Below are 15,882 nucleotides of genomic sequence, written 5' to 3'. Positions count from 1 at the left end.
TGTTCGCGAACACTGGGGCCCCCTGACAGGCATGGGATAGCGGCACTGCCCAATGATTGGATAGTGGCACTGTCCAAGGGCGGGCGCAAGGGAAGGACGGCATGCGTCTCTCGGAGTTGAGCGAGCGGAGCGGTGTCTCGACCGCGACGATCAAGTACTACCTGCGCGAGGGGCTGTTGCCGCCGGGAGAGCGGGTGAGCGCGACGCAGGCCGAGTACGGCGAGGGCCATCTGCGCCGGCTGCGGCTGGTCCGGGCGCTGATCCAGGTGGGCCGGCTGCCGGTGGCCACGGCCCGTGAGGTGCTGGGGCATGTGGACGACGAGTCGCTGAGCCGTACGATCCGGCTCGGCGCGGCCCTCTGGGCGCTGCCGCACGGGCCGGAGCCGGACGAGGAGGCCCCGGAGACGGCGGCGGCGCGGGCGGAAGTCGATGCGCTGCTCGACCGGTTGGGCTGGGCCGGGGCCCGGGAGATCGGTGAGCTGTCCCCCGTCTACCGCTCGGTCGTCGCGGGTCTGGCCACGCTCACCCGCCTCGGCTACCCGTACGAGAGCGCGCATCTGGAGGAGTACGCGCGGCTGATGCACGAGGTGGCCGCGCGGGATCTGGACCTGATGGAGAACTACCCGACGAGTGTGCAGCAGGTGGAGATGGCGGTGGCGTCGGCGGTGCTGTACGAGCCGCTGCTGACGTCGCTGCGCAAGCTGGCCCAGGAGGAGGAGTCGGCCCGGCGGTACGGGTATTGAGCGGGGGCGGCCCCGTGCCGCGTACAAGCGGAAGGCCCTTCACCGGAGTGAAGGGCCTTCGCCTCTTGCCTGTTGTACCCCCGACCGGATTCGAACCGGCGCTACTGCCGTGAGAGGGCAGCGTGCTAGGCCGCTACACAACGGGGGCTTGTCCTGCAACTTGCTCTGTACTGCGCTGGGCTACCAGGACTCGAACCTAGAATGACGGTACCAGAAACCGTAGTGTTGCCAATTACACCATAGCCCATGGTGTTTCAAGTACCCCCGACCGGATTCGAACCGGCGCTACTGCCGTGAGAGGGCAGCGTGCTAGGCCGCTACACAACGGGGGCCCTAGCGATCCTGCATCGAGACCGTGGGTGCGACCCAGGTGATCTCGCGGGAAGGATCTGTACCCCCGACCGGATTCGAACCGGCGCTACTGCCGTGAGAGGGCAGCGTGCTAGGCCGCTACACAACGGGGGCTTGTCCTGCAACTTGCTCTGTACTGCGCTGGGCTACCAGGACTCGAACCTAGAATGACGGTACCAGAAACCGTAGTGTTGCCAATTACACCATAGCCCACTGAAACGCAACCCCTGGGGGCCTTGTTCCTGTCTGCGCTTCCCGGCCGGTTCTTTCGGCCCGCTCGGGCGGCGCAGAAAGAACATTACCCGAAGGTGTCCGGCGCTCCAAAACGGGTATCGCCCGCGAGCAGCCCGGAAAGCTGCTCCAGCCCCGTGATCCGCACGAGCCCGGGCCGCCCGCCCCGGCCGCGCCGGTCCAGCCAGACGCCCGCGAGGCCGGCGGCGGTGGCCCCGGCGGCGTCGATGTCGGGTTCGTCCCCGACGTACAGCACCTCGCGCGCATCGAGCCCCAGCGCCTCGCAGGAGGCCAGGAAGGCCCCGGGGTCCGGCTTGGAGACGCCCAGCTCGGCGGCGCACAGCAGGGACTCGAACCGGTCGCGCACCCCGAGCACCGTCAGCTTCCGGTGCTGGGGCTCCAGGGCCGAGTTGGACAGCACGGCGTGCCGGTACGTCCCCGCCAGGGCGTCGAGCGCCGGGACGGTGTCCGGGAAGAGCGACCAGGCGGATTCGTAGTGCGCGATGTGGCGGGCGAACCAGGCGTCGGCCTCGTCGTCGGCCATCGCCCGGCCCAGGAACTCCCGGGCCCGGTCCCGTCGCTGCCCCTGCCAGTCGGTCTCCCCGGCGGAGAACCGCGCCCAGTGCCGCCGCGTGAGCCGCTGCCATGCCTCGACGGCCGCCTCGGCCGAGGCGTGCCCCGGGGGCAGGCCCTCTGCGGCGAGGTGCCGGGTCATCCCGGTGGCGGCGGCCGTCGTGTGGTCGAACAGTGTGTCGTCGATGTCCCAGAGGACGGCTCTGATGGGCATGGGCCGACTCTACGCGCGGCCCTGTGCAGCGGGACGGGCCCGGTGGCCGCGGGGTGCGGCTGCCGGGCCCGTGCCTGGTGGCGGTGCGGTGTTACGCGGTCAGCTTGGCCAGGGCCGCGTCGATGCGGGCGATCGTCTTCTCGCGGCCCAGGATCTCCAGGGACTCGAAGAGCGGGAGGCCGATCGTGCGGCCGGTGACGGCCACCCGGACCGGGGCCTGGGCCTTGCCGAGCTTGAGGCCGTGCCGCTCGCCGGCGGCGAGGACGGCGGCCTTCAGGGCGTCCGCGTTCCAGTCGGCGGCGATGAGCTCGGCGCGGGCGGTGACGAGGAGGGCGTCGGAGCCCGCCTTCATCGCCTTGGTCCAGGACGCCTCGTCGTGCACCGGCTCGTCCAGGAACAGGAAGTCCACGTTGGCGGTGATCTCGGAGAGCACCGTGACCCGGGTCTGGGCGTGCGGGGCGATCTCGGCGAAGACCGCCGCGTCGAAGGACTCCGGGGCCCAGGGGGCGAACGGCGCCCGGAGCCACGGGCCGCACGCCTCGGTGAAGGTCTTCACGTCGAGGCGGCGGATGTGCTCCGCGTTGACGTGCTCGCACTTCTTGAGGTCGAAGCGGGCCGGGTTGGCGTTGACGTCCTTGATGTCGAAGGCGGCGACCATCTCGTCGATGTCGAAGATGTCGCGGTCCTCGGCGATCGACCAGCCCAGCAGCGAGAGGTAGTTGAGCAGCCCCTCACGCACGAAGCCGCGCTCGCGGTAGAGGTTGAGCGAAGCCTGCGGGTCGCGCTTGGAGAGCTTCTTGTTGCCCTCGCCCATCACGTACGGCAGGTGCCCGAAGGCCGGGACGTCCTTGGCGACGCCCAGCTCGATGAGCGCCCGGTACAGGGCGATCTGGCGCGGGGTGGAGGAGAGCAGGTCCTCGCCGCGCAGGACGTGGGTGATCTCCATCAGCGCGTCGTCCACCGGGTTGACCAGCGTGTAGAGCGGGGCGCCGTTGGCGCGGACGATGCCGTAGTCCGGGACGTTCTCCGGCTGGACGGTGATGTCGCCGCGGACCAGGTCCGTGAAGGTGATCGCCTCGTCGGGCATCCGGAAGCGGACGATCGACGTGCGCCCCTCGGCCTCGTACGCGGCCTTCCGCTCGTCGGTCAGCTCGCGGCAGTGGCCGTCGTAGCCGGACGGGCGGCCGGCTGCTCGGGCGGCGTCGCGGCGGGTGTCCAGCTCCTCCGTGGTGCAGTAGCAGGGGTACGCGTAACCGCCGGCGAGCAGCCGCTCCGCGACGTCCTTGTAGATGTCCATCCGCTGCGACTGGCGGTACGGCGCGTGCGGGCCGCCCACCTCGGGGCCCTCGTCCCAGTCCAGGCCGAGCCAGCGCATCGCGTCGAGGAGCTGCTCGTACGACTCCTCGGAGTCGCGCGCCGCGTCGGTGTCCTCGATGCGGAAGACCAGGGTGCCCTGGTGGTGCCGGGCGAAGGCCCAGTTGAACAGGGCCGTCCGGACCAGGCCCACGTGCGGGTTGCCGGTCGGGGAGGGACAGAAACGTACACGTACGGGTGCGTTAGCCACGCTTGATCACCTTGTTGGTGAGAGTGCCGATGCCTTCGATGGTGACGGCGACCTCGTCGCCGACATGGAGGGGTCCGACCCCCGCGGGGGTTCCGGTGAGGATCACATCGCCCGGAAGCAGCGTCATGGCTTCCGTGATGTGGACGACCAGGTCCTCGATGGACCGGATCATGTCGCTCGTCCGGCCGAGCTGGCGTTGCTCGCCGTTGACCGTGGCCTGGATGGCGAGGTCGGTGGGGTCGAGGTCGGTCTCCACCCAGGGGCCGAGCGGGCAGGAGGTGTCGAAGCCCTTGGCCCGGGCCCACTGCTTCTCCCGCTTCTGGGCGTCGCGGGCGGTGACGTCGTTGGCGCAGGTGTAGCCGAAGATGACGTCCTTGACCCGCTCGCGCGGCACTTCGCGGCACATCCGGCCGATGACCACGGCCAGCTCGGCCTCGTGGTGGACCTCGTCGGAGAAGGAGGGGTACTCGATGGCGTCGCCGGAGCCGATCACCGAGGTGGTGGGCTTGAAGAAGGCGACGGGGACGTCGGGGACCTCGTGGCCGAGCTCGGCGGCGTGCTCCGCGTAGTTGCGGCCGATGGCCACGACCTTGTTGGGGAGCACGGGCGGCAGCAGCCGCACCTTGTTCAGCGGGACCTTGGTCCCGGAGAGCTCGAACTCCGAGTACGGGATGCCCTTGATGATGTCGAGGACGAGACCGTCGGGCCCGTCGCCCTCGACCGCGCCGAAGGCGACATTGCCGTCGATGGAGAACCTGGCGATGCGCACGGGTTGCTGTCGCCCCTCACTGCTTGCTGGGTGCCTGAAAAGAAAGACTGACGCTCCAGGCTAGCGCGGGTGAGGGGCGCTTCCGCGCGGGATTACTCCGCGGCGGCGGTGACGGCGGCGGGGGCCGTCATCAGGATCGTGCGGCGCGGGTTGGCGGTCTGCGTCGGCAGCTGGACCGCGTGCTCCGGGAGTTCCGCCGCCCGGAGCGCGTCGGCGTCCTTGAGGTGCGCCAGCGTGGTGCGGCGGGGGTTGGCGAGGTGGCGGAGCTTCGTCGTGTTCATCTGCCGTACGGCCCTGTCGTCGGGGCGCCGCCCGTACGAGGGGGGCGCCGGTTGTCGGTTCTGCCATCCCAGTAAAGCGTCAGGCTAAACATTCAATTCCCTTCGGTGACCCGGAAAAGACAGCGATCTTCGTGTGAGTTTGCTCACGAGGACCACGACAATCGCGTCAATACGGACAGGCGACCCGGGCCTTCAAAACGGACATGTCGCCCCTGAACCGTCCATTCCGCTCCTGATCATGGCGACTGGGACACCCTGCACTCCGCTCGAACTCACCCCGAATAGTCCGGAATGTCCGCTAACCGCCTCCACCGCTTGTTACGCACCCATCACACGGTGTCACGCAGGTCACAGCCCGGTACCTGGCCCTTGTTGGAGATCCAGCACTGTGCTGAAATTCCACGCACCGCCGCGGGTTTCAAGCCGGCGCGCAGGGGCGCAACGCAGCGCCGAGTGGCGGCGGGAAGGGGAAGAGCGCCGGTCACTCACGACCACCAATGGGGCGGGACATCGCCCCACACACGCCGACACCGTTTTCTCCGTTCATGACGGAGGAACGCCTGGTCCAGAGGTTGCGACGCTAGTGCAGGGACGTTTCAAGAGGGATGGCAGCGCTGCGGCGGAACAGGAGCCGCGCGGCGGGACCGACCGCGGCTCCTCGCCCCAGCACGCCCAGAACCCCGGATCGGCCGCGGCCGGTGACCAAGGTGACCGCGACCGGCGCCCTGGCGCCGCTCCGCCCGGCGGCGAGCCCGAGCAGGCCGCCGCACCCAAGCCCCGGGGCCCCGTCAACACGGGCTCGCGGGTAGCTCTCCGCAACTGGCGCATCAGCACGCGCCTGGTGTCCCTGCTCGCCCTCCCCGTGGTCGCCGCGACCACGCTGGGCGGCCTGCGCATCAACGACTCGCTGAACGACATCCAGCAGCTGGAGCACATGCAGCTGCTGACCGAGATGACGAAGCAGGCGACCTCGCTGGCGCAGGCGCTCCAGGAGGAGCGCGACCAGACGGCCGGTCCGCTGTCGAACGGCGTGCCGGCGACCGACTTCAAGATCACCGCGCCCCGGCAGAAGACCGACAAGGCGCAGCTGGCGTTCCTCCACGGCACGGGCGACATCGGTGACACCACCGGTGACGACACCCTGGAGAGCATCCACACCAGCGTCCAGCAGATCGCGACCCGGCTCAGCTCGATCCGCGACATCCGCAAGCACGCGTACGAGAAGGGCAGCCCGACCCTTCAGACGGTCGACGCCTACAGCCAGCTGATCACCTCGCTACTGAGCCTGTCCCAGGACATGGCCCAGGCGACCAGCAGCCCCGAGATGATCAAGCGGACCCGTGCGCTGGCGGCGTTCTCCTCCGCCAAGGAGTACGCCTCGATCCAGCGGGCGATCATCGCCGCCGCACTGCCCACCAGCGACGACAAGAAGCCCGACCTCGACCGCAACGACCAGCAGTTCGGTCTGGCCGCCCGGAGCAAGGAGCAGGCCGCCCGGACCTCGTTCGAGGCGATCTACACCTCCACCGGCAAGGACGCCGACGAGCTGACCTCGACGCTCGACGACGGCAACCCGGACATCAAGGCCGCGGACACGTACGCGCAGAAGATGCTGGAGAACCCGCTCGCCATGGGCGGTTCCAAGGCCCGGCGCTCGTACATGAACTGGTACGACCAGGACACCACCAAGATCAACACCATGAAGCGGGTCGAGGAGACCCTGCTGAGCGACATGGAGAGCAAGGCGCGCGAGCTGCGCGAGGAGTCCCAGCGCGAGGCGATCATCTCCGGTGCGCTGATCCTGCTCGTGCTCGGTGTCTCGCTGGTCGGCGCCTTCGTCGTCGCCCGGTCCATGATCCGCTCGCTGCGCCGCCTCCAGGACACCGCGACCCGTGTCGCCCAGGACCGGCTGCCCGAGCTCGTCAAGCAGCTCTCCGAGTCCGACCCGCAGGACGTCGACACCTCGGTCGAGTCCGTCGGTGTGCACTCCCGTGACGAGATCGGCAAGGTGGCCGCGGCCTTCGACGACGTGCACCGCGAGGCGGTCCGTCTCGCCGCCGAGCAGGCCCTTCTGCGGGGCAACGTCAACGCGATGTTCACCAACCTCTCGCGCCGTTCGCAGGGCCTCATCCAGCGCCAGCTGTCGCTCATCTCCGAGCTGGAGTCGCGCGAGGCCGACCCGGACCAGCTGTCCTCGCTCTTCAAGCTCGACCACCTCGCGACCCGTATGCGCCGGAACGGCGAGAACCTTCTCGTCCTCGCCGGTGAGGAGCCGGGCCGCCGGTGGACCCGCCCCGTGCCGCTGGTCGACGTGCTCCGCGCCGCCGCGTCCGAGGTGGAGCAGTACGAGCGCATCGAACTGGCCGCGGTGCCCGCCACCGAGGTCGCGGGCCGGGTCGTCAACGACCTCGTGCACCTGCTCGCCGAGCTGCTGGAGAACGCCACGTCGTTCTCCTCGCCGCAGACGAAGGTCCGGGTCACCGGTCATGCCCTGCCCGACGGCCGGGTGCTGGTCGAGATCCACGACACCGGCATCGGGCTCTCCCCGGAGGACTTGGCCGCGATCAACGAGCGGCTCGCCTCGCCGCCCACCGTGGACGTCTCGGTCTCCCGCCGCATGGGCCTGTTCGTGGTCGGCCGGCTCTCCCTGCGTCACGGCATCCGCATCCAGCTGCGCCCCTCGGACTCCGGCGGCACCACCGCGCTGGTCATGCTCCCGGTGGACGTCGCGCACGGCGGCCGGCAGCCGGCCCCGAAGCAGGCGCCCGGTCAGCAGGCCCCCGGCGGGCTGCTCGGCGGCGGCAACGACGCCCAGGGCGGACGCCCCGCAGCGGGCCCCGCTCCCCAGCGCGGCCAGGTCGGCGCCGGCTCCGGTCCCCGGGCCGCGCTGCCCGCCCGCGACGGCAACCGCCCGCAGAACCCGCAGGGCGGACCCGGCGCGCAGGACTCGGCGTTCCAGAACCCGCAGGGCCGCCCGGCCCAGGACGGCCCCCGTCAGGGCGGCGGCCTGGCCGGTGCGTTCGGCGGTGCCCGGCTCGGCGCCGGCAGTCAGGGCGACGGCGGTGCGGACACCAGCCGGCCCAGCCTCTTCGACCAGCGGCGCCCCGAGCAGAACGGCCCCGCGGCCCCGCAGGCCCCGCAGCCCCAGCAGGCCCGGTTCGACCAGCCCGGCCAGGGCGGTCAGGACGGGCGCAACGCCTTCGAGCCGCCGCGCGGTCCGGGGCGGGGCGAGCGCCAGCTGCCGCCGGTCGGCGGTCCGCGCGCCGAGCTGCCCGGTGGCTCCCCGAACCAGGGCCAGGGCCCCGGAGGCCCCGGCTTCCCCGCCCCGCAGCGCCCGCAGACGACGAGCTGGGGCACCGACGAGCCGTCCGCGCCCCGGCGCACCCCGCTCGACGCGCCGCGCGGTCACGAGGAGTCGGAGACCACGGGCCGCTTCCCGCAGGCACCGCGCCTGCCGGCCGACGACCGCCAGGGCCCCGGCGCCACGGCGGAGTTCGCCCGGCCCGACTTCTCGGCGCCCGCGCCGAACGGTCAGCAGCCCGGTCTGCCGCAGCACAACCAGCAGCAGGGCGGCGGCCCGCAGGCACCGCAGCACAACGCGCCGCAGCACAACGGCCCGCTGCCCGGTCTGCCGCAGCGCGGCGTACCGCAGCCGAACGGCCCCCAGCACAACGGCGCGTACGGCAACGGCCCGCAGAACCCCGACGTGGCGAGCACCTCGCAGTTCGCCCGTCCGGACTTCGGCGGACCGCAGCAGCCGGCGCCCCGGCAGCGCGACAACCAGGACTTCGGCGCGCCGCGTCCGCCCATGGGCGGCCAGGCACCCGAGGCCCCGTACCGCCCGGTGGTGCCCCAGCAGCCGCAGCAGCCCGAGGCGCTGCCGCCGGCCGGGCCGGGCGACGGCCGCACCCCGCTGTACGACACGCTGGAGACCAACTGGTTCCGCGGTCCGCAGCCGGGTGCCCCGCAGCAGCCGCCGGCCGCCCCGGCGCAGGACTTCCCGCCGCAGCCGGCCCCGGAGCCGGTGGCTCCTCCCGCGCCGCAGCGGACCCTCGGCGACAGCGGGGCGCAGAGCGCCTGGCGGGCGTCGCCGAACGATGAGATCGTCCGGCAGGCGGAGCGGGTGAAGAAGCCCGCAGCGGGCGGAATCACCACGTCCGGTCTGCCGCGCCGGGTCCCGCGCGCCAACCTGGTGCCGGGTACCGCCCAGCAGCAGGACAACCAGGCCGGTCCGCAGGTCTCGCGCGCGCCCGATGACGTGCGCGGGCGTCTGACCAATCTCCGCCGGGGCATCCAGCAGGGGCGCCAGGCGGGCAGCGGTCAGACCGGCAGTTTCCCCCTCGGCCCCACTCACCAGCAGGAGCGTTAGTTGAGCCCGATGAGTCAGGCCGCACAGAATCTGAACTGGCTGATCACCAACTTCGTGGACAACACCCCAGGGGTGTCGCACACGGTGGTGGTATCGGCGGACGGGCTGCTGCTGGCGATGTCCGAAGGTTTCCCGCGCGACCGCGCCGACCAGCTGGCGGCCGTCGCGTCCGGGCTGACCTCGCTGACGGCCGGCGCCTCCCGGATCTTCGAGGGCGGCGCCGTCAGCCAGACCGTGGTGGAGATGGAGCGGGGCTTCCTGTTCCTGATGTCCATCTCGGACGGCTCCTCGCTCGCCGTACTGGCCCACCCGGACGCCGACATCGGTCTGGTCGGCTACGAAATGGCCCTGCTGGTGGACCGGGCGGGCACCGTCCTGACCCCGGACCTCCGCGCAGAGCTCCAGGGCAGCCTGCTCCACTAGGCGGCCGTGAACCAGTGACACAGACGATCAACCCGAAAACCAACCCTCGACCGTCCGGCCGCTTACAGCCCCCCACCGGCCCCTTCAGACGGCAAGCCGACACCCTGCTGTCACGCCCGGAGGATTCATGACCCCGCCACCCGCCTCACCCGATCCGTACGGCGCGTCCAGCCACGCGTCGTACGAAGGTGAGGGCGACCAGCCGCTGGTCCGTCCGTACGCCATGACCGGTGGACGCACCCGGCCGCGCTATCAGCTAGCGATAGAAGCACTGGTCAGCACCACGGCCGATCCCGCGCATCTGGGGACTCTGCTTCCCGAGCATCAGCGGATCTGCCATCTGTGCCGCGAGGTCAAGTCGGTGGCCGAGGTCTCGGCCCTGCTGTCGATGCCCCTCGGTGTGGCGCGGATTCTCGTCGCGGACCTGGCGGAAGCCGGCATGGTGGCCATCCACCAGCCGGGCAATGGAGAGGCCGGCGGCGCGCCGGATGTGACACTGCTCGAAAGGGTGCTCAGTGGACTTCGCAAGCTCTAACGGCGGCGCGGCGACCCGGGCCACCACCTCGGCGAAGATCGTCGTGGCCGGTGGGTTCGGCGTGGGCAAGACCACGTTCGTCGGTGCCGTCTCGGAGATCAATCCGCTGCGCACCGAAGCCGTGATGACGTCCGCCTCGGCGGGCATCGACGACCTCACGCACACCGGCGGGAAGACCACCACGACGGTGGCGATGGACTTCGGCCGCATCACCCTGGACCAGGACCTGATCCTGTACCTCTTCGGTACACCGGGCCAGGACCGCTTCTGGTTCATGTGGGACGACCTGGTACGCGGCGCCATCGGCGCCGTCGTCCTGGTGGACACCCGCCGCCTCGCCGACTGCTTCCCGGCCGTCGACTACTTCGAGAACAGCGGGCTCCCCTTCGTCATCGCCCTCAACGGCTTCGACGGCCACCAGCCGTACACCCCCGACGAGGTACGCGAAGCCCTTCAGATCGGGCCCGACACCCCGATCATCACCACGGACGCGCGGCACCGCGCGGACGCGAAGAGCGGCCTGATCACGCTGGTCGAGCACGCTCTGATGGCCAGGCTGAAGTAGTCACAAGTAGGAAGTGGCATACGGCAGTTACCGTAGTCACACGGGGGCGGGCTGTGTCCTTTGACACGATCCGCCCCCGTATTCATAACGTTTCGAAAGAGAATTGCCCCGCGACCGACACCGGATGCGTACGAGCGGTGTCGCTGCGCTCACATGAGCCTCGCCTTTTGGCGGGGCTCGCTCTTTATGCCCGATTTATCTGAGGCGTGAGCCACTCGGAATCGCCCATTCCGACTGTTTGGAACGCGACCGTCAGCCGTGCTGCAATTCGACCAACTCCCGAGTAGGTAGTACGGCCCTGAACTAAACCCGGCACAGCGTAGGTGCCGACGCCGAGAGGTTGTTGGTCGAGTGAGGCGTAACAACGAGGGCGCGACGGCGCAGGCGGAGCGGGGCAACTTCACCCCGCCGTCGCGTGCCGCGGCGCCGTCCGCCGACGTGTCCGAAGGGGCACCGGCCGGTGGCAGCACCAGCCGGCTGTCGCCGCGCAACTGGCGGGTGCCCACCCGGCTGAACGCGATCCTCCTGATCCCGGTGCTGGTCGGCCTCGTCATGGGCGGCTTCCAGGTGAAGGGCTCGGTCGACACCTGGCAGGAGGCCCAGGACGCGGAGAAGACCGCGCTGATCGTGCGGGCCGCCGCCGAGTACGGACAGGCGCTGCTCAACGAGCGCGACCTCACCGCCCAGCCGCTGCTGTCCAACAAGCGCGACGACGAGGTCGTCTCGCAGACCCGGGCCACCACCGACACGGCCGCCGCCAAGTTCGCCGAGGCCGTCAAGGACATGCCGGCCAAGGAGGGCCTGGAGCGCCGTCTCAAGCTGTTCAAGCTGGAGGAGCCGAAGCTCCCGCGGCTGCGCAAGGCGGCCTACACCGCGGCCATGGACCCGGTGAAGACCGAGGAGGGCTACGTCCAGGTCCAGCACTCCCTGATGGAGTTCTGCAACGAACTGGGCCTCGGCACCGGAAACATCACCAGCTACGGCCGGACCGTCTACGCGATCGAGCTGGCCAAGGCTGCAGAATCGCTTCAGCGCTCCATCGGCATGCACCTCCTGGTCCGCCCCAGCAAGGAGGGCGGCAAGTTCAACGACCAGGTCAAGGCATTCGGCTCGTACAACTACCTGGAGCAGATCGCCCTCGGTGAGTTCACCTCCGGTGGTACGGAGGCCGACGCGACCCGGCTGCGCAAGGTCATGGAGGCCAAGGCGGCCGCCGGCGCCGCCGAGCTGAAGGACGCCAAGGCGAAGGCCGCCACGGCCGGTGTGCCGTTCGTGGCGCCGCCCTCCATCGACGGCTCGGTCTACGACGGCATGGCCAAGGAGATCGGCCTCGGCCGGGACCAGGACGAGCTGAAGGCCAAGGGGATCACCCCCGAGACCTGGATGGCCGCCGCCACCGCCAAGTTCGACGGCTACACCACGGTCGAGAACGAGCTGGTCGAGAAGGCCGTGGCCGAGGCCGCGGAGATCTCCTCCGACGCCCGGACCGACGCCATCGTCAACGCCTCGATCGTCGTCGTCGCCCTGCTGGCCGCGTTCCTCCTGGCCGGGCTCATGGCCCGCCAGATGAGCCGCTCGATGCGCCGGCTGCGTACCGCCGCCTTCGGGATCGCCGAGCAGCGGCTTCCCTCGCTGGTCGACCAGCTCTCGCGCACCGACCCGGGCCGGGTCGACACCCGGGTGCAGCCCATCCCGATCACCTCGCAGGACGAGATCGGCGAGGTCGCCCGCGCCTTCGACCAGGTCCACCAGGAAGCGGTCCGGCTCGCCGCCGAACAGGCCATGCTCCGGGGCAACGTCAACGCGATCTTCACCAACCTGTCGCGCCGCAACCAGTCGCTCATCGAGGGCCAGCTGACCCTGATCACCGACCTGGAGAACAACGAGGCCGACCCGGACCAGCTGGAGAGCCTGTTCCGGCTGGACCACCTGGCGACCCGCATGCGGCGCAACGGCGAGAACCTGCTCGTCCTCGCCGGCGAGGAGCCCGGCCGCCGCTGGAACCAGCCGGTGCCGCTGGTGGACGTGTTGCGCGCCGCCTCCTCCGAGGTGGAGTCGTACGAGCGCATCGAGCTCTCTGGTGTCCCGGAGACCGAGATCCACGGCCAGTCCGTCACCGACCTCGTGCACCTGCTCGCCGAGCTGCTGGAGAACGCCACCACGTTCTCCTCGCCGCAGACCAAGGTCCGCGTCACCGCGACCCGGCTGCCCGACGGCCGCGTGATGATCGAGATCCACGACAAGGGCATCGGCCTCACCGCCGAGGACTTCGCCGACATCAACCACAAGCTGGCCAACCCGCCGACGGTGGACGCTGCGGTCTCGCAGCGCATGGGCCTGTTCGTGGTCGGCCGGCTCGCCGACCGGCACGGCATCCGCGTCCAGCTGCGCCCCTCGGGCGAGCAGGCCGGCACGACCTCGCTGGTCATGCTGCCGGACGCGATCACCCACGGCGGCGGCGGCGACGCGCCGGAGCAGGACGACTTCACCGTCTCCTCGATCATCCCGCAGCAGCAGGCGTTCGACGCGCTGCCGCAGCAGCCGCAGCTGCGCACGGCAGCCGAACTCGGCTTCGACGACTCGCGTTACGACGAGGGCGCGGCGGACTCCGCGCAGCTCGACCCGGTCGGCCGCTCGCTGATGCGCGAGGAGCGCCGCGCGGCGCTGGAGGCCCAGGCCGCCGGCGGCGAGCGCCAGGCGTTCCCGGACCAGCCGGAGCAGGCGCAGCCCGAGCAGGTGTACGCCGAGGGCGCGTACGGCCAGGACGCCTACGCCGGGAACGGTGCGGCGGCCTACGCCGGAAACGGTCAGGACGGCTACGCCGCGCAGCAGTACGAGGGCGGCTACGACCCGTACGCCGGGGCGACCGGCTATGACGCCCAGGGCGGCTATCCGGAGGCGGCCTACCCGGTCCCCGAGGCACCCGCGCAGGGCTATGACGGGCAGTACGCTGCCCAGCCCCAGCAGGAAGAGTGGGCAGATCAGGGCACGTACCAGGGCGGCTACAAGCCGGTCGCCCAGGCCGAACCGGAATCTGCGGTGAGCGCTCCCGCCGAGCCGCAGGAGCGCGTAGGCTTCGAGCGTTCGGGCCCCGCCCCGAACACCGGCCACGAACTGACCGACGCCGGTCTGCCGCGCCGGGGCGGCCAGCAGCACTGGCAGCCCACCGGCCGCGGCAACGGCCGGCCCGGTGGAGCGCAGGAGCGTCCGCAGCAGCACGAACTGCCGCAGCGGCCGGCCCCGGCGCAGCAGGCCACCGACGGAGACGCCGGAACCGACGGCACCGACGACTGGCGCTCGGCCAACGACGAGCGCTGGGAGCGGGCCGAGCAGCTCCGGGAGCCGAAGGCGGGCGGGATAACCCCGTCCGGTCTTCCCCGGCGCGTGCCCAAGGCCAACCTGGTCGAGGGCACCGCCGAACAGACCCAGCAGGGCGGCCCCCAGGTCTCCCGCGCTCCGGAAGACGTGCGTGGCAGGCTGAGCAACCTGCGGCGCGGTGTCCTCCGGGGACGCAACGCGGGTACGGACACAAGTACTACCTACAACCAGGAGCGTTAGTGTGAGCCCGATGAGCCAGGCGGCGCAGAATCTGAACTGGTTGATCACCAACTTCGTGGACAACACCCCCGGGGTGTCGCACACGGTGGTGGTCTCCGCCGACGGACTCCTGCTGGCGATGTCCGAGGGATTCCCCCGGGACCGCGCGGACCAGCTGGCGGCGGTCGCCTCCGGGCTGACCTCGCTGACCGCGGGTGCCTCGCGGATCTTCGAGGGCGGCGCGGTCAATCAGACGGTTGTGGAGATGGAGCGAGGATTCCTCTTCATCATGTCCGTTTCCGACGGGTCTTCCTTGGCCGTTCTCGCACACCCGGATGCGGACATCGGCCTCATCGGGTACGAAATGGCCCTCCTGGTCGACCGCGCGGGCAGCGTTCTGACTCCGGACCTCCGTGCCGAACTCCAGGGAAGTCTTCTTAACTAGTCTTATCCAGTAACCAGACAGTGCGTTTCGCGTCACCGCGCCATAGGGTGCGGTGGCGCGGTCCACTGGATCGGGACCGGCAGGCGGAGGAGGAATCGTGGGTACACCCCCAGGCGGGCACCGGTACGACGGTGACCGGTATGTTCCGGGTGGGCACGGGGACGAACGTTTCAACTTCCCCTCCGCACCCGGCAGACAGGGCGGTCAGCAGCCCTCGCAGCAGCCTCAGCACCTCCGGCGCCCCCATCGCCTCGACGGGCCGCAGCAGCCCCGGATTCAGCCGGTGCAGCCCCGGCGGGCTCCCGAGCCGGCGGCTCCGGCCGCGCACAATCCGCTGGTCCGTCCGTACGCCATGACAGGTGGCCGGACCCGACCGCGCTACCAACTCGCCATTGAGGCGTTGGTCAGTACGACGGCCGATCCGTCCCGGCTGCAAGGGCAGTTGCCCGAGCACCAGCGGATCTGCCGGCTCTGCTTCGAGATCAAGTCGGTGGCCGAGATCTCGGCCCTCCTCTCGATCCCCCTCGGCGTTGCCCGGATTCTCGTTGCCGACCTGGCCGAGGCCGGACTCGTCGCTATCCACCAGCCCGGCGGCGACGAGTCCGCCGGCGGCCAGCCAGATGTGACACTGCTCGAAAGGGTGCTCAGTGGACTTCGCAAGCTCTAGCGGCGGAGCGGCCCGCTCCACTACCTCGGCGAAGATCGTGGTGGCAGGGGGCTTCGGCGTGGGTAAGACCACGTTTGTCGGTGCCGTCTCGGAGATCAATCCGCTGCGCACCGAAGCCGTGATGACGTCCGCCTCGGCGGGCATCGACGACCTGACGCACACGGGGGACAAGACCACCACGACGGTGGCGATGGACTTCGGCCGCATCACCCTGGACCAGGACCTGATCCTGTACCTCTTCGGTACGCCGGGCCAGGACCGCTTCTGGTTCATGTGGGACGACCTGGTACGCGGCGCCATCGGCGCCGTCGTCCTGGTGGACACCCGCCGCCTCGCCGACTGCTTCCCGGCCGTCGACTACTTCGAGAACAGCGGGCTCCCCTTCGTCATCGCCCTCAACGGCTTCGACGGCCACCAGCCCTACACACCCGACGAGGTGCGCGAGGCGCTTCAGATCGGGCCGGACACGCCGATCCTGACGACGGACGCGCGGCACCGGGCGGACGCGAAGAGTGCGCTGATCACGCTGGTCGAGCACGCTCTGATGGCGCGCCTGCGGTAGGAGCTTCCGTTACGCCGATGGCCCCGTACTCCGAGGAGTACGGGGCCATCGGC

The 15,882-nt window shown here is 70.5% G+C and carries 13 protein-coding genes and 5 tRNA genes; 9 read left to right on the top strand and 9 right to left on the bottom strand.

Features of this window, described 5'->3' with window-relative positions; all coding sequences use genetic code 11:
- Positions 1-101 precede the first annotated feature (101 nt).
- A complete protein-coding gene (locus OG338_RS22510) occupies positions 102-743 on the top strand; it encodes a MerR family transcriptional regulator (protein ID WP_405939041.1) in 642 nt (213 codons plus the stop codon).
- A gap of 75 nt (positions 744-818) precedes the next feature.
- Here the strand turns inward: OG338_RS22510 and OG338_RS22505 are convergent.
- From OG338_RS22505 to OG338_RS22465, 9 genes are all read right to left on the bottom strand, one after another.
- Positions 819-891: transfer RNA gene (locus OG338_RS22505), tRNA-Glu, on the bottom strand.
- 27 nt (positions 892-918) lie between these two features.
- A tRNA-Gln gene (locus OG338_RS22500) sits at positions 919-990 on the bottom strand.
- Between the two features lie 12 nt (positions 991-1,002).
- Positions 1,003-1,075: transfer RNA gene (locus tag OG338_RS22495), tRNA-Glu, on the bottom strand.
- A 60-nt stretch (positions 1,076-1,135) separates the two neighbouring features.
- A tRNA-Glu gene (locus OG338_RS22490) sits at positions 1,136-1,208 on the bottom strand.
- Positions 1,209-1,235: 27 nt separating this feature from the next.
- A tRNA-Gln gene (locus tag OG338_RS22485) sits at positions 1,236-1,307 on the bottom strand.
- Between the two features lie 85 nt (positions 1,308-1,392).
- Complete coding sequence (locus OG338_RS22480; RefSeq protein ID WP_405939040.1) at positions 1,393-2,112, bottom strand: HAD family hydrolase; 720 nt, start codon at positions 2,110-2,112, stop codon at positions 1,393-1,395.
- Between the two features lie 91 nt (positions 2,113-2,203).
- Positions 2,204-3,676, bottom strand: a complete 1,473-nt coding sequence (gene gltX / locus OG338_RS22475) for a glutamate--tRNA ligase (protein WP_405939039.1) — start codon at positions 3,674-3,676, stop codon at positions 2,204-2,206.
- Complete coding sequence (locus OG338_RS22470) at positions 3,669-4,445, bottom strand: fumarylacetoacetate hydrolase family protein (RefSeq protein ID WP_405939038.1); 777 nt, start codon at positions 4,443-4,445, stop codon at positions 3,669-3,671. Before OG338_RS22470 ends, gltX begins: the two co-directional genes overlap by 8 nt.
- A 92-nt stretch (positions 4,446-4,537) precedes the next feature.
- On the bottom strand, positions 4,538-4,726 hold the full coding sequence (locus OG338_RS22465) for a hypothetical protein (RefSeq protein WP_405939037.1): 189 nt from the start codon (positions 4,724-4,726) through the stop codon (positions 4,538-4,540).
- A 583-nt stretch (positions 4,727-5,309) separates the two neighbouring features.
- On the opposite strand from OG338_RS22465, the gene OG338_RS22460 reads away from it, so the two are divergent.
- The 8 genes from OG338_RS22460 to OG338_RS22425 all read left to right on the top strand — a co-directional run bounded on the left by OG338_RS22460 (position 5,310) and on the right by OG338_RS22425 (position 15,829).
- Entirely contained in the window at positions 5,310-9,095 is a 3,786-nt protein-coding gene (locus OG338_RS22460) for a nitrate- and nitrite sensing domain-containing protein (protein WP_405939036.1), read from the top strand.
- Positions 9,096-9,104: 9 nt separating this feature from the next.
- A complete protein-coding gene (locus tag OG338_RS22455; RefSeq protein ID WP_006127850.1) occupies positions 9,105-9,518 on the top strand; it encodes a roadblock/LC7 domain-containing protein in 414 nt (137 codons plus the stop codon).
- A 127-nt stretch (positions 9,519-9,645) separates the two neighbouring features.
- Complete coding sequence (locus OG338_RS22450) at positions 9,646-10,053, top strand: DUF742 domain-containing protein (RefSeq protein WP_018521347.1); 408 nt, start codon at positions 9,646-9,648, stop codon at positions 10,051-10,053.
- On the top strand, positions 10,034-10,618 hold the full coding sequence (locus OG338_RS22445; protein ID WP_028444348.1) for an ATP/GTP-binding protein: 585 nt from the start codon (positions 10,034-10,036) through the stop codon (positions 10,616-10,618). Before OG338_RS22450 ends, OG338_RS22445 begins: the two co-directional genes overlap by 20 nt.
- 351 nt (positions 10,619-10,969) lie before the next feature.
- Positions 10,970-14,176 carry a nitrate- and nitrite sensing domain-containing protein gene (locus OG338_RS22440; RefSeq protein WP_405939035.1) on the top strand — a complete coding sequence of 1,069 codons (3,207 nt, stop codon included), beginning with the start codon at positions 10,970-10,972 and terminating at the stop codon, positions 14,174-14,176.
- Positions 14,177-14,186: 10 nt separating this feature from the next.
- Positions 14,187-14,600 carry a roadblock/LC7 domain-containing protein gene (locus tag OG338_RS22435; RefSeq protein ID WP_018102439.1) on the top strand — a complete coding sequence of 138 codons (414 nt, stop codon included), beginning with the start codon at positions 14,187-14,189 and terminating at the stop codon, positions 14,598-14,600.
- A gap of 97 nt (positions 14,601-14,697) precedes the next feature.
- On the top strand, positions 14,698-15,267 hold the full coding sequence (locus OG338_RS22430; protein ID WP_405939034.1) for a DUF742 domain-containing protein: 570 nt from the start codon (positions 14,698-14,700) through the stop codon (positions 15,265-15,267).
- Positions 15,248-15,829 (top strand): ATP/GTP-binding protein, encoded by a 582-nt coding sequence (locus OG338_RS22425; protein WP_014048542.1) that lies wholly within the window; start codon positions 15,248-15,250, stop codon positions 15,827-15,829. The genes OG338_RS22430 and OG338_RS22425 overlap by 20 nt, the downstream gene beginning before the upstream one ends.
- The last annotated feature ends 53 nt before the right edge of the window (positions 15,830-15,882 follow it).

It is taken from the genome of Streptomyces sp. NBC_00726, from assembly GCF_045161735.1.
In the GTDB taxonomy this organism is placed as follows: domain Bacteria; phylum Actinomycetota; class Actinomycetes; order Streptomycetales; family Streptomycetaceae; genus Streptomyces.
This window is presented reverse-complemented; position numbering and strand designations above follow the sequence as displayed.